The following is a 13,125-nucleotide window of genomic DNA, read 5'->3' on the forward strand; positions in this document are numbered from 1 at the left end:
TCTGGGAGAGGGTTAGGGTGAGGGCAAAGGCTTTAATGATCCCCACACCCGCCAGACGGGCTGCCGTCACAGCCTGATTACGTTATACTCGCCGGCTTTCAAAAGTTCGCCAACGAGTGCTGCCCGTCATGGAAATCAACCCGATCCTGAACACCATCAAGGACCTGTCCGAGCGCTCCGAAACTATTCGGGGGTATCTTTGACTACGATCAAAAGCATGAGCGTCTGACCGAAGTCAATCGCGAGCTTGAAGATCCGAGCGTCTGGAACAAACCTGAATACGCCCAGGAACTGGGCCGCGAGCGCGCTGCGCTGGCGCAGATCGTCGATACCCTCGATGAACTGAACGGCGGTCTGGCCGATTGCCGTGACCTGCTGGACATGGCCGTCGAAGAAAACGACGAAGGCGCAGTGGGCGATGTCGTCGCCGAGCTGGCCCGTCTCGAGGAAAATCTGGCCAAGCTGGAATTCCGCCGCATGTTCAGCCATGAAATGGACCCGAACAACGCCTACCTGGACATCCAGGCCGGTTCCGGCGGCACCGAAGCCCAGGACTGGGCCAACATCCTGCTGCGCATGTACCTGCGCTGGGCGGATAAACGCGGTTTCGACGCGACCATCATGGAACTGTCGGCCGGTGAAGTCGCCGGTATCAAAGGCGCGACCGTGCACATCAAGGGCGAATACGCCTTTGGCTGGCTGCGTACCGAGATCGGCGTACACCGTCTGGTGCGCAAGAGCCCGTTCGACTCCGGCAACCGTCGCCACACCTCGTTTTCCGCGGTTTTCGTCTCACCAGAGATCGATGACAAGGTGGAAATCGAAATCAACCCGGCAGACCTGCGGATCGACACCTATCGTTCTTCCGGTGCCGGTGGTCAGCACGTAAACACCACCGACTCGGCCGTACGTATCACTCACGTACCGACCAACACCGTGGTCAGCTGCCAGAACGAACGTTCCCAGCACGCCAACAAGGACACCGCCATGAAAATGCTGCGGGCCAAGTTGTACGAGCAGGAAATGCAGAAACGCAACGCCGCGTCGCAAGCGCTGGAAGACACCAAGTCGGACATCGGCTGGGGTCACCAGATTCGCTCGTACGTGCTCGATGCGTCGCGGATCAAGGATCTGCGCACCAACATCGAACGCAGCGACTGCGACAAGGTACTCGACGGCGATATCGACGAATATCTGTATGCCAGCCTGAAATCGGGCCTGTAAAAGACGCAATACAGCATCGGCTGATTCAGTACGATCCCTGTAGGAGCCAGCCCTGCTGGCGATCCCCGGGCCGCAAGGCCCGGGGGCAACGAACCTGATGGAATATCTAAAGACATGAGCGACCAACAACTCGACCCGCAAGCCCTGCAACAGGAAGAAAACTCCCTGATCGCCCTGCGCAAGGAAAAGCTGGCTGCCGAGCGCGCCAAGGGCAACGCCTTCCCGAACGACTTCCGCCGCGAAAACTACTGCGACGCACTGCAGAAACAGTACGCGGACAAGACCAAGGAAGAGCTCGCAGAGGCTGCAATCCCGGTCAAGGTTGCCGGTCGCATCATGCTCAACCGTGGCTCGTTCATGGTGATCCAGGACATGACCGGTCGCATTCAGGTCTACGTCAACCGTAAAACCCTGTCGGAAGACACCCTGGCCGCGGTGAAAACCTGGGACATGGGCGACATCATTGCCGCCGAAGGCACCCTGGCGCGTTCCGGCAAGGGTGACCTGTACGTTGAAATGACCAGCGTGCGTCTACTGACCAAATCGCTGCGTCCGCTGCCGGACAAGCACCACGGCCTGACCGACACCGAACAGCGCTACCGCCAGCGCTACGTTGACCTGATCGTCAACGACGAAGTGCGTCAGACCTTCCGCGTACGTTCGCAAGTGATCGCGCACATCCGTAGCTTCCTGATGAAGCGCGACTTCCTCGAAGTCGAAACGCCGATGCTGCAGACCATTCCGGGCGGCGCTGCGGCCAAGCCGTTCGAAACCCACCACAACGCGCTGGACATGGAAATGTTCCTGCGTATCGCCCCGGAGCTGTACCTGAAGCGTCTGGTGGTCGGTGGTTTCGAGAAAGTGTTCGAGATCAACCGCAACTTCCGTAACGAAGGCGTTTCGACTCGTCACAACCCGGAATTCACCATGTTGGAGTTCTACCAGGCGTACGCCGACTACGAAGACAACATGGACCTGACCGAAGAACTGTTCCGCGAACTGGCGCAGTTGGTACTGGGTAGCACCGACGTGCCGTACGGCGACAAGGTGTTCCACTTCGGCGAGCCGTTCGTACGTCTGTCGGTGTTCGACTCGATCCTCAAGTACAACCCTGAGCTGACCGCCGATGATCTGAACGACATCGACAAGGCCCGCGCCATCGCCAAGAAGGCCGGCGCCAAGGTGCTGGGCTTCGAAGGTCTGGGCAAGCTGCAAGTGATGATTTTCGAAGAACTGGTCGAGCACAAACTGGAACAGCCGCACTTCATCACCCAGTACCCGTTTGAAGTGTCGCCGCTGGCCCGTCGCAACGATGACAACCCGAACGTCACCGACCGCTTCGAGCTGTTCATTGGCGGCCGTGAAATCGCCAACGCCTACTCCGAGTTGAACGACGCGGAAGACCAGGCCGAGCGCTTCATGGCGCAGGTGGCCGACAAGGACGCCGGCGACGACGAAGCCATGCACTACGACGCCGACTTCGTTCGCGCGCTGGAGTACGGCATGCCGCCAACGGCCGGTGAAGGTATCGGTATCGACCGTCTGGTGATGTTGCTGACCAACTCGCCGTCGATTCGCGATGTGATCCTGTTCCCGCACATGCGACCGCAAGCGTAAACGTTTCAGTTAAAAAGCCGCCTAAAACAGGCGGCTTTTTATTGCCTGTCTGGTACAAATGTATCAATTGGTTAATTTTGCAATAGCAGAGGAAGTTCTGTCGTGATGGGTGCAATAGCTCAAGAGGGTGCAGCGGGTATCGCCACTGCGGTCGCTGAAAGTGTTCAGTACCAGGGTCGCAAGGCCAGCCGACAGGGCAGTGAGCAGCGTCGGCAGGACATTCTCGACGCGGCGATGAGGATTGTCGTGCGCGACGGCGTGCGTGCCGTGCGTCACCGTGCAGTGGCCGCCGAGGCTGGTGTGCCGTTGTCGGCGACCACCTACTACTTCAAGGACATCGATGACCTGCTCACCGATACCTTCGCTCAATACGTTGAACGCAGCGCGGCGTACATGGCCAAGCTATGGGTCAACAATGAAGGTCTGCTGCGTGACATGGTTGTCAGCGGTGACGGCAGCCCCGAATCGCGCTCGCAACTAGCCGATGACATTGCACGGTTGATGGCCGATTACGTGCATCGTCAGTTGGTTAACCGTCGTGAGCATTTGATGGCCGAGCAGGCGTTCCGTCAGGAAGCGCTGCTCAACCCGCGTCTGGCGATTCTGGTGCGCTCGCATCAGCAGATTCTGTTGCAGGGCACCTGCCAGTTGTTCCAGGTATTGGGCTCGCGTGAACCGCAACAGGATGCCAAGGTGTTGACGGCGATTATCGGTCGGATGGAATATCAGGGCCTGCTCAACGACGCCGAGCCTTTGGCCGAAGAGGACATGCTCGGCATTCTGACGCGCTATATGCACCTGGTGCTTGCGTCGGTCTGACCACAAGATCGTTCCCATGCTCTGCGTGGGAATGCCGCCGGGGACGCTCCGCGTCCCTTCGTCGACATGACGCAGAGCGTCAGTGGATACATTCCCACGCAGAGCGTGGGAACGATCGATCACCATGAGGGCGGCCAATGTTCATAGGGAGTATTGAATGAAAGCCTGGCGTGGCGTGCTGATCGCCTTGTCGTTCCTGCTGCTCAGTGGCTGTCTGGTGACTTTCAAGGAGCCGCTGACCGCCAGTGACCCGGCGCCCAAGGGCCTGCTCGGCAAATGGTCGAGCACCAACGCCTGGGGCGAGCCGATGAACCTTGAGTTGACGCGCCTGGGCAACGACCGCTATCAGGCTGTCACTTACTTCAAGGTCAAACCCCGCGAACGCGAAGCCTATCCCTTCACCGTGTCGCGCCATGGCAACCGCTGGTATCTGTCGGCGAAAGTCCCGGCGCAGTACGGTGGCCACTTCACCATCGCCGGCTTCGAACTCACCGACAAACACGAACTGGTGGTCTACAACCTCGATCTCGAGCAGATCAACCAGGCGATCAAACAAAAAGCCCTCGACGGTCAGGCCTTCCAGACCGACGATGGCGACGGCGTGCAAGTCGACAGTAATCTCGACAAGGTCTTTGCTTACCTCGACGATCCGGCCAATTCCGACGTCTTCGTTGAAGCCGTGCGCTACCAGCGCCAGGCCCGCGCCCAATAATTCATTACGTCAGGTTTTCTACAGGAGTTTCGGGTGGACGATTACCAGCAGACGATACGCATGTTGTCCGATCGCATTGTGCTGGCGCAGACGCCGATCCGTGTGCTCGACGCGGTCAAGTGGGACGAGAACATTCGCAAAGGGTTCCTCAAGGCCAAAGGCAAGGAAATGCCGGCGGTGGATCGCGACTATTACCTCAATCGGCCGCTGAGTTTTGATTCGAGCAAAGTCAAACTGGAATTCCAGAACATCGAGCGCGACATCACCCGCCAGCTTGGCCAGTTCAACCCGGTCGGGCAGATCATGCGGCGCATGTGCAAGGAATACCGCATGGTGGTGCGCATGCTCGAAGCGCGCGGCACCGAAGATTTCGGTCTGATCTCCCAAGAGTTGTATGGCGCCGCGTCCGATGCGTTCCACGCCGGTGACCCGACCCTGGCCGACCTCGGCCTGATGATGTCCGACTACCTGAATAACATCGATGGCCGCGGCGATTTGAAGGATGAACCGAAAATCCTCACCGCCAAAGACGCTGTGCACTTGCTGCAGACCCGTTTGAACAAGGTGTTCGGCGAGGCCGAAGAAACCATCCGCGTGTTCGAGTCCGACGGTATTGTTGCTGACGCGGCGGCCGGTGCGGACTACATCAAGATCCGCACCGACGCGATGTTCAACGACCGTGACGTGCGCGCGCTGGAAGTCCACGAAGGCCTGGTCCACGTGGGCACCACGCTCAACGGTTTGAACCAGCCGATCTGCACCTTCCTGTCCAAAGGCCCACCGTCGTCGACGGTGACCCAGGAAGGCCTGGCGATCCTGATGGAAATCATCACCTTCGCCTCCTACCCGAGCCGCCTGCGCAAACTGACCAACCGCACCCGCGCCATTCACATGGTCGAGGAGGGCGCGGACTTCCTGCAGGTTTTCGAATTCTTCCGTGAGCAGGGCTTCGAGATGGCGGAAAGTTACGGCAATGCCAGTCGGGTTTTCCGTGGATCGACGCCGACGGGGCTGCCATTCACCAAAGACTTGTCCTACCTCAAGGGCTTTATCATGGTTTACAACTACATTCAGTTGGCCGTGCGTAAGGGCAAGCTTGAGCAGATTCCGTTGTTGTTCTGCGGCAAGACCACGCTGGAAGACATGCGTACCTTGCGCCAGTTGGTGGATGAAGGATTGGTGGTGCCGCCGAAGTATCTGCCGGACCAGTTCCGCGATTTGAATGCGTTGTCGGCGTGGATGTGCTTCTCCAACTTCCTCAACCATTTGAGCCTGGACCGGATCGAAGCGGATTACTCCAATATCCTCTAGCCCACTACAGACCGATCGTTCCCACGCTCCGCGTGGGAATGCCGCCATGGACGCTCCGCGTCCACTGTGACGCAGAGCGTCACGGGATGCATTCCCACGCAGAGCGTGGGAACGATCTGAACCTGAATTTTTGCGAGGTTTCACCGGATGAGAATCCTCGGCATCATTTGCCTGCTCCTGACCCTCGGCGGTTGTAGTTCGCTGTTGTTCTACCCTGAGCCGGGCCAGATCTTCACCCCGGAAAAAGCCAAGCTCGAATACCGCACCGTCACGCTGGTCACGGCGGATGGCTTGAAGCTCAACGCCTGGTGGCTGCCGGCCAAACCCGGCGTAGAGGTCAAAGGCACCGTGCTGCACTTGCACGGCAATGGCGGCAATCTGCCGATGCACCTGGGCGGCAGTTGGTGGCTGCCGAAAAACGGCTATCAAGTGCTGCTGGTTGACTATCGCGGTTATGGCTTGTCCGAGGGCAAACCGAGCCTGCCGGCGATCTATCAGGACATCGACGCCGCATTCGCCTGGCTCGACAAGGCGCCGGAAGTCAAAGGCAAACCGCTGATCCTGCTCGGCCAAAGCCTCGGCGGTTCGATGGCGGTGCATTGGCTGGTGCAGCATCCCGAGCGGCAAAAACAGCTCAAGGCCTTGGTGCTCGACGGCGTGCCCGCCAGTTACCGCAGCGTCGGCCAGTATGCGCTGAGCACCTCGTGGCTGACCTGGCCGTTCCAGGTGCCATTGTCCTGGCTGGTGCCGGACAGCGACAGCGCGATCAACTCGATGCCGCAACTCAACGGTGTGCCGAAACTGATCTTCCACAGCATCGACGATCCACTGGTGCCGCTGTCCAACGGCATCCGTCTGTATCAAGCTGCGCCGCCACCGCGCGTGCTGCAACTGACCCGTGGCGGTCATGTGCAGACATTCGGCGACCCGGTCTGGCGCCAAGTCATGCTGCGCTATCTCGACGACCCCGAGCACTTCAACGGCCTGCGCCGCCTCGGCGAAATCCCCAATTATCCGCAACCCCCGAATTCTGAAGATGAGAGTCCGCAATGAGTGAAGAACGTAACGCCATCCCGTTGATCATCACCGGTATCTGCAGCATCCTCGGCACCGTCGGGGCGCTGTGGTACTACGGCTACCTGCACTTCGCCAAACCCGAGGATGCGTTGCTGCTCAACGAATTCACCATGCTCAAGACTGTTCCGGGTGAAGACTACAAAGTCTCGCTGGACCCGGCGGCGCAGGTGGCGCAGTGCATTGATGGGGTGCTGGTGTTGTTCGATACCGAGCAGAAAGGTCTGACCGGTGTGCTGATCAACGCACAGAAAAAAGCCGTGCGCTGCATGGGCGAAGAAACCCCGCAGAAGCTTGAGCAGTGATTCTGCAGGACCAGCCCTCACCCTAACCCTCCCGAAACGTCGGACCGCCCAGAGGGAGAGGGGACTGACCGAGGTGTCATTCGAGTTACGCCGACCTGATCCATCGTGTCGAACCAAATTCTGAACGCACCGCGAATCGGCTCCCTCTCCCTCGGGAGAGGGCTGGGGTGAGGGGCTGCGATTTCAGTCCCCACAAAAAAAGCCCCGCCTGATCACTCAGGCGGGGCTTTTGCGTTACCGCGTGACGCTTAGTTCGAGCTAACAGCCGAACGTGGCATCACTGGCTGGTTGTCGTTGGAAATGGTCACTTCCACACGACGGTTCATCGCACGGCCGGAAGCGCTGCCGTTCTCGGCAACCGGGTATTCCTTGCCGTAGCCTTGGGTGACGATGCGCGCTGGATCAACGCCCATTTTCACCAGTGCGGTGCGCACGGAGTTGGCGCGACGCTCGGACAGCGACTGGTTGTGGCTGGCGGTCCCGGTGCTGTCGGTATAACCCTCGACGATCACTTTGCGATCCGGGTTTTCCTGAAGGAACTGCGCCAGTTTGTTGATGTTGACCAGACCGCTGGACTTCAGGTCAGCACGGTCGGTGGCGAACAGCACGTCACCGAAAGTCACCAGCGTACCGCGATCGGTCTGCTTGGCGTTCAGGCTGTCCTGCAGCTGTTTGATCTGCTGATCGCGAGCATCCAGACGCGCCTGGGCACGTTGGGCGGCGGCATTCTTCAGATTGTTTTCCGCAGTGCGCAGGGCGATGGTCTGCTTGGCCACTTCCACACGCTGGTTGGTCAGGTAAGCCAGTTGGTCAACCTTGGCCGCGTCTTGCTTGTCCAGATAAGCCTTGTCGGCTTTGTCCAGGTAATCGCTGGCGTCTTTGGTTTCCAGCGCCGCGACTTTGCTCGCCTGTGGGTTGGCTTGCAGGCCGGCGTAGTTGGTGCGTGCCTGTTCCAGGTTCGGGTTAGGCGGGGTGGAGCAGGCAGCCAGAGCAACACTTGCGGCGAGGAGAGCGGGGATCATCAGTTGCTTACGCATAATTTGTCGTCCTTTCTATCGGTAAGAGATTCAGCTTTGCGGTCGGGATGCGCGCTTACTGCACGGTGCGCTGACTTTCCTGACGCAGTTCCTGAACACCTTTCTGGGAATCCTTCACAGCCTGTTCGGCTTTAGCGGCCTGAGCCTTGCGTTCGGCGACGCGAGCGTCCCACTCGGCTTGCTCGGACAGGATGCGAGCTTCGTCATACTTCTTGTCGTGCATGGCGATTTCGGCTTGTTTCAGTTTGTCCTGCGCTTGCTTCATCTCAACGGCAGCGAACTCGGTACCGCCAGCGCTGACGGCGCTGTTCACAGCCGACTGGGTCACGGCGTATTGCTCGGTCGGTGGGTTACCGGCGCAACCGGCCAGTACGAAGCTGGTGCCGATGGCCAGAGCCGCCAGTTTCAGACCGCGCAGGTGGGTAAACGAGGTTTGGTTTTTCATGGTCTTCAACTCCATTAGGCATCTCCTGAAAACAACTGAATCCATCCTGGTCGAGGAGCCGAAAGCGTCGTGTGAAAGGCGTTTTTGAAACGCTCGTTCCAGGCGTGGTTACAGGTTCCGACCGGAGGCGTTTTTCAAAAGTTCAGAAAAGATGGCCTATCGCCAAAATAATTTTTGACTGAATGGACAGGGCTCTGGGCCGGGAACTTTGACGGGGGAGAGTGGTACGCGCGGAGTTTTCGGATCCCGAAAACACACTGATTTTGAACTGGAATACGATCTTTGTAGGAGTGAGCCTGCTCGCGATAGCGGTGTATCAGACAACAAAAATGTCGACTGAAAATCCGCCATCGCGAGCAGGCTCACTCCTACAGTTTGATCTGTGTGGTGTCAGTGTTTTTGCTTGCCTGCTGCGGCCGAGAGGTCATGCAAATGCCGGCGCGAAAGGGCCAGAAAACGCGGCGTAGGCCCGACGTCTTCATACAACGGATCACCTTCCTCATCGGTCGCCACTACCGTCGAACCCTTCACATACGGCAGGCTCGCTTCAAACTCTTCAAGCGCCGCGCCGATCAGTTCGCCAAGCAACTCTTCGACATGACGTTTGGGGTACATCTCGGTAATCGCTCCCAGACGCGCAGCAGCTTCAACGTCCAGATGAATCGCGTAGCCAGTGTCGGTCAGGCGACCTTTGGCGTTTTCTTCCCAATGCTGGGCGAGTTCACGAATTTTCATGATGACCTCATTTCGCACCTGCTCATGGCAGGTCTGGGTGAGTGTCCGCCGGGCCGGCGGCAAGCCGTTGTGCGGCTTACTGTTGAGACTAGCTTTCGCCCACAAGGTTTAACGTCCCTTCGTCGGCTGCTTGTAAGAAGCGTCGTAGAGCGGCACTCTCTAGGTCATGCACTCGTTTCTAAGCCGTCCGGATTACTGCTGGGGAATTGCTGATGACCGATATTGATGCACGCTTGCGCGAAGACGTTCACCTGCTCGGAGAGCTGCTGGGCAACACCATTCGAGATCAGTATGGCGAGGCTTTCCTCGACAAGATCGAGCAGATCCGCAAGGGCGCCAAGGCCGATCGGCGTGGTTCGATGGACGCCGAACTGAGCGCCAGCCTCAATCAATTGAGCGAAGACGAATTGCTCCCCGTGGCGCGCGCGTTCAACCAGTTTCTCAACCTGGCGAACATCGCCGAGCAGTATCAGTTGATTCATCGTCGCGAGGAGTCGCAGCCGGCGCCGTTCGAATCCCGCGTGCTGCCGGAATTGCTCGCGCGTTTGCGCAACGAAGGCCACAGTGCCGAATCGCTGGCGCGGCAACTGGCGCGGCTGGAAATCGAACTGGTGTTGACCGCGCACCCCACGGAAGTGGCGCGGCGCACGCTGATCCAGAAATACGACGCGATCGCCGCGCAACTCGCCGCGCAGGACCATCGCGACCTGACCACAGCCGAACGCGAACAGATTCAAAACACCCTGCAGCGGCTCATTGCCGAAGCCTGGCACACCGAAGAAATCCGCCGCACGCGCCCCACGCCAGTCGATGAAGCCAAATGGGGTTTCGCGGTGATCGAGCATTCGCTGTGGCAGGCGATTCCCAACCATATGCGCAAGGCCGACAAGGCGTTGTATGAAGCGACCGGCCTGCGTCTGCCATTGGAAGCCGCGCCGATTCGCTTCGCGTCATGGATGGGCGGCGACCGTGATGGTAACCCCAACGTTACCGCTGCGGTGACTCGCGAAGTGTTGCTGTTGGCGCGCTGGATGGCCGCCGATTTGTACCTGCGTGATGTCGATCATTTGGCAGCCGAACTGTCGATGCAACAAGCCAGCGACGCCCTCAAAGCCAAGGCCGGCGACAGCGCCGAACCGTATCGTGCGGTGCTCAAACAACTGCGCGAACGCCTGCGCGCCACGCGCAATTGGGCACACGCTGCGCTGACTGCACCGACGCCAGCGCCGGCAGACGTGCTGCACAACAACCGCGATCTGCTCGACCCGCTGGAGCTGTGCTTCAACTCGCTGCACGAGTGCGGCATGGGCGTGATCGCTGATGGTCCGTTGCTCGACTGCCTGCGTCGGGCGGTGACCTTCGGCTTGTTCCTTGTGCGTCTGGATGTGCGCCAGGACTCGTCGCGCCACAGCTCGGCGATGACTGAAATCACCGATTACCTCGGCCTCGGTCGCTACGAAGATTGGGACGAAGAGCAGCGCATCAGCTTCCTGACCCGCGAACTGAGCAATCGTCGGCCACTGCTGCCAGCGCATTTCAAACCGTCCGCTGACACCGCCGAAGTGCTCAACACCTGCAAGGAAATCGCTGCCGCACCGGGCGCCTCGCTCGGTTCCTACGTGATCTCCATGGCCGGCGCTGCTTCTGATGTGCTCGCCGTGCAACTGCTGCTCAAAGAGTCTGGCGTGCTGCGGCCAATGCGCGTGGTGCCGCTGTTCGAAACCCTCGCTGACCTCGACAACGCCGGGCCGGTGATGGAGCGGCTGTTGCTGCTGCCGGGTTACCGTGCACGGCTGCAAGGCCCGCAGGAAGTGATGATCGGTTATTCCGACTCGGCCAAGGATGCTGGCACCACGGCAGCGGCCTGGGCGCAATATCGCGCGCAGGAACGCTTGGTGGAAATCTGCCGCGAGCAACAAGTCGAACTGCTGCTGTTCCACGGTCGCGGCGGCACCGTGGGCCGGGGCGGTGGCCCGGCGCATGCGGCGATTCTGTCGCAACCGCCGGGCTCGGTGGCCGGGCGTTTCCGCACCACCGAGCAGGGGGAAATGATTCGATTCAAATTCGGCCTGCCGGACATCGCCGAGCAAAACCTCAATCTGTATCTGGCGGCGGTGCTTGAAGCAACGCTGCTGCCTCCGCCGCCGCCGACACCAGAGTGGCGTCACTTGATGGACGAATTGGCCGCCGATGGCGTCAGCGCTTATCGCCAGGTCGTGCGGGAAAATCCGCAATTCGTCGAGTACTTCCGTCAGTCCACGCCAGAGCAGGAGTTGGGTCGCTTGCCACTGGGCAGTCGTCCGGCCAAACGCCGCGCCGGCGGGATCGAAAGTCTGCGGGCGATTCCGTGGATCTTCGGCTGGACGCAAACGCGGCTGATGCTGCCGGCGTGGCTGGGGTGGGAGTCGGCACTGAGCAAGGCGCTGGAACGCGGCGAAGGCGAGTTGCTTGGGCAGATGCGCGAACAATGGCCGTTCTTCCGTACGCGTATCGACATGCTGGAAATGGTCCTGGCCAAGGCTGATGCGGATATTGCGCTGTCCTACGATCAGCGTCTGGTCGAGCCTGATCTGCTGCCGTTGGGCGCGCAGTTACGCGACCTATTGTCGCAGGCGTGCGCGGTGGTGCTCGGCCTGACTGGCCAGTCGCAGCTGCTGGCACATAGCCCTGACACCCTTGAATTTATCCGTCTGCGCAACACCTACCTCGACCCGCTGCATCTATTGCAGGCCGAACTGCTGGCCCGTTCGCGGCAGCAGGATGTCGAGCAGGGCAGCCCGGTGGAACAGGGGTTGCTGGTGTCTGTGGCGGGCATTGCCGCCGGTTTGCGAAATACCGGCTAAGGTTTTTGTCGGGTGCGCGGTAGCCGGACGAAGACTTGGCTGTCGCGTCGCCTGACCGGCGAAAGTGCCGTCAGGCGACAGTTAATGATGGGGTTGCGACTTGGGTGACCGCGTCGCGAGGTCGCGGGGGACGTCGGTTTCTCCGACTTTTGGCGTCTTGTGTGGGCGCAGCCTGCTGTGTATCTTGATCAGCCTTTGGCCGTTTATGCGGCCACGACCCGTATTTTCAGGATTCGTCCCAAGAGGCGAATCCTTTGTTTTGTAAAAGCTTTTTATAAAAAAATTGAGGAGCACATCTAATGCGCGTCATTCTGCTGGGAGCTCCCGGGGCCGGTAAAGGTACTCAGGCTAAGTTCATCACCGAAAAATTCGGCATTCCACAAATTTCCACCGGCGACATGCTGCGTGCAGCGGTCAAGGCCGGTACACCACTGGGCGTTCAAGCCAAGAGCATCATGGATGCCGGCGGCCTGGTGTCGGATGACCTGATCATCGCACTGGTTCAGGACCGCATCGCTCAGCCAGACTGCGCCAACGGTTTCCTGTTCGACGGCTTCCCGCGCACCATTCCGCAGGCTGAAGCTCTGGTTTCTGCCGGCGTTGAGCTGGATGCAGTGGTTGAAATCGCTGTTGAAGACGAAGAAATCGTTCAACGCATCGCCGGCCGTCGTGTTCACGAAGCCAGCGGCCGCGTTTACCACATCGTCTACAACCCGCCAAAAATCGCGGGCAAAGATGACATCACCGGCGAAGAGCTGGTACAGCGCAAGGACGACACCGAAGAAACCGTGCGTCATCGCCTGTCGGTCTACCACTCGCAGACCAAGCCTTTGGTGGAGTTCTATCAGAGCCTGTCCGCCAAAAACGCTGGCAAGCCCAAGTACAGCCACATTCCGGGCGTTGGTTCGGTTGATGCGATCACCGCCAAGGTGCTGGCCGCGCTGAGCTGAAAAGTCTGATCGGCTGCATCATCCACGGCCCGCTTGCGGGCCGTAGTTGTTTA

The 13,125-nt window shown here is 59.5% G+C and carries 12 protein-coding genes; 9 read left to right on the forward strand and 3 right to left on the reverse strand.

All coding sequences use genetic code 11. The features are described from left to right. The first annotated feature begins 128 nt into the window (after positions 1 to 128). The 7 genes from prfB (at position 129) to CKW14_RS26595 (ending at position 7,062) form a co-directional block, all read left to right on the forward strand. Positions 129 to 1,224 (forward strand): peptide chain release factor 2 gene (prfB, locus tag CKW14_RS26560; RefSeq protein WP_102900567.1). Its coding sequence is split into 2 segments (ribosomal slippage): positions 129 to 200 and positions 202 to 1,224, totalling 1,095 coding nucleotides; the frame shifts between segments, so codons are not numbered across the junction. Between the two features lie 114 nt (positions 1,225 to 1,338). Then, positions 1,339 to 2,841, forward strand: coding sequence for a lysine--tRNA ligase (gene lysS / locus CKW14_RS26565; protein ID WP_095126473.1), 1,503 nt, complete (start codon positions 1,339 to 1,341; stop codon positions 2,839 to 2,841). Positions 2,842 to 2,946: 105 nt separating this feature from the next. Continuing rightward, positions 2,947 to 3,660 carry a TetR/AcrR family transcriptional regulator gene (locus CKW14_RS26570; protein ID WP_095050372.1) on the forward strand — a complete coding sequence of 238 codons (714 nt, stop codon included), beginning with the start codon at positions 2,947 to 2,949 and terminating at the stop codon, positions 3,658 to 3,660. Positions 3,661 to 3,817: 157 nt separating this feature from the next. Next, positions 3,818 to 4,372 carry a hypothetical protein gene (locus CKW14_RS26575; RefSeq protein ID WP_095126474.1) on the forward strand — a complete coding sequence of 185 codons (555 nt, stop codon included), beginning with the start codon at positions 3,818 to 3,820 and terminating at the stop codon, positions 4,370 to 4,372. A 60-nt stretch (positions 4,373 to 4,432) separates the two neighbouring features. Further along, positions 4,433 to 5,683, forward strand: a complete 1,251-nt coding sequence (locus CKW14_RS26580) for a flavohemoglobin expression-modulating QEGLA motif protein (RefSeq protein WP_175559644.1) — start codon at positions 4,433 to 4,435, stop codon at positions 5,681 to 5,683. A 147-nt stretch (positions 5,684 to 5,830) separates the two neighbouring features. Beyond that, complete coding sequence (locus CKW14_RS26590) at positions 5,831 to 6,736, forward strand: alpha/beta hydrolase (protein WP_095050375.1); 906 nt, start codon at positions 5,831 to 5,833, stop codon at positions 6,734 to 6,736. After that, positions 6,733 to 7,062: a hypothetical protein gene (locus CKW14_RS26595; RefSeq protein WP_095050376.1), complete on the forward strand. Its 330-nt coding sequence runs from the start codon at positions 6,733 to 6,735 to the stop codon at positions 7,060 to 7,062. Before CKW14_RS26590 ends, CKW14_RS26595 begins: the two co-directional genes overlap by 4 nt. A 248-nt stretch (positions 7,063 to 7,310) precedes the next feature. Here CKW14_RS26595 and CKW14_RS26600 read toward each other — a convergent pair whose 3' ends face one another. The 3 genes from CKW14_RS26600 to CKW14_RS26610 all read right to left on the reverse strand — a co-directional run bounded on the left by CKW14_RS26600 (position 7,311) and on the right by CKW14_RS26610 (position 9,279). Then, complete coding sequence (locus tag CKW14_RS26600; RefSeq protein WP_016983302.1) at positions 7,311 to 8,099, reverse strand: OmpA family protein; 789 nt, start codon at positions 8,097 to 8,099, stop codon at positions 7,311 to 7,313. 55 nt (positions 8,100 to 8,154) lie between these two features. Further along, positions 8,155 to 8,559, reverse strand: coding sequence for a DUF4398 domain-containing protein (locus tag CKW14_RS26605; protein WP_093436697.1), 405 nt, complete (start codon positions 8,557 to 8,559; stop codon positions 8,155 to 8,157). 375 nt (positions 8,560 to 8,934) lie between these two features. Further along, positions 8,935 to 9,279, reverse strand: coding sequence for a pilin assembly protein (locus CKW14_RS26610; RefSeq protein ID WP_095050377.1), 345 nt, complete (start codon positions 9,277 to 9,279; stop codon positions 8,935 to 8,937). A gap of 212 nt (positions 9,280 to 9,491) precedes the next feature. Between CKW14_RS26610 and ppc the strand changes: the two genes are divergently transcribed. After that, the gene (gene ppc / locus CKW14_RS26615; protein WP_095126476.1) at positions 9,492 to 12,122 is read left to right on the forward strand and encodes a phosphoenolpyruvate carboxylase; all 2,631 of its coding nucleotides are present in this window, start codon (positions 9,492 to 9,494) and stop codon (positions 12,120 to 12,122) included. 299 nt (positions 12,123 to 12,421) lie between these two features. Continuing rightward, positions 12,422 to 13,072: an adenylate kinase gene (gene adk, locus CKW14_RS26620; RefSeq protein ID WP_095050379.1), complete on the forward strand. Its 651-nt coding sequence runs from the start codon at positions 12,422 to 12,424 to the stop codon at positions 13,070 to 13,072. The last annotated feature ends 53 nt before the right edge of the window (positions 13,073 to 13,125 follow it).

Origin of the sequence: Pseudomonas sp. Irchel s3a12 (assembly GCF_900187485.1) — a bacterium.
Lineage (GTDB): Bacteria > Pseudomonadota > Gammaproteobacteria > Pseudomonadales > Pseudomonadaceae > Aquipseudomonas > Aquipseudomonas neuropathica.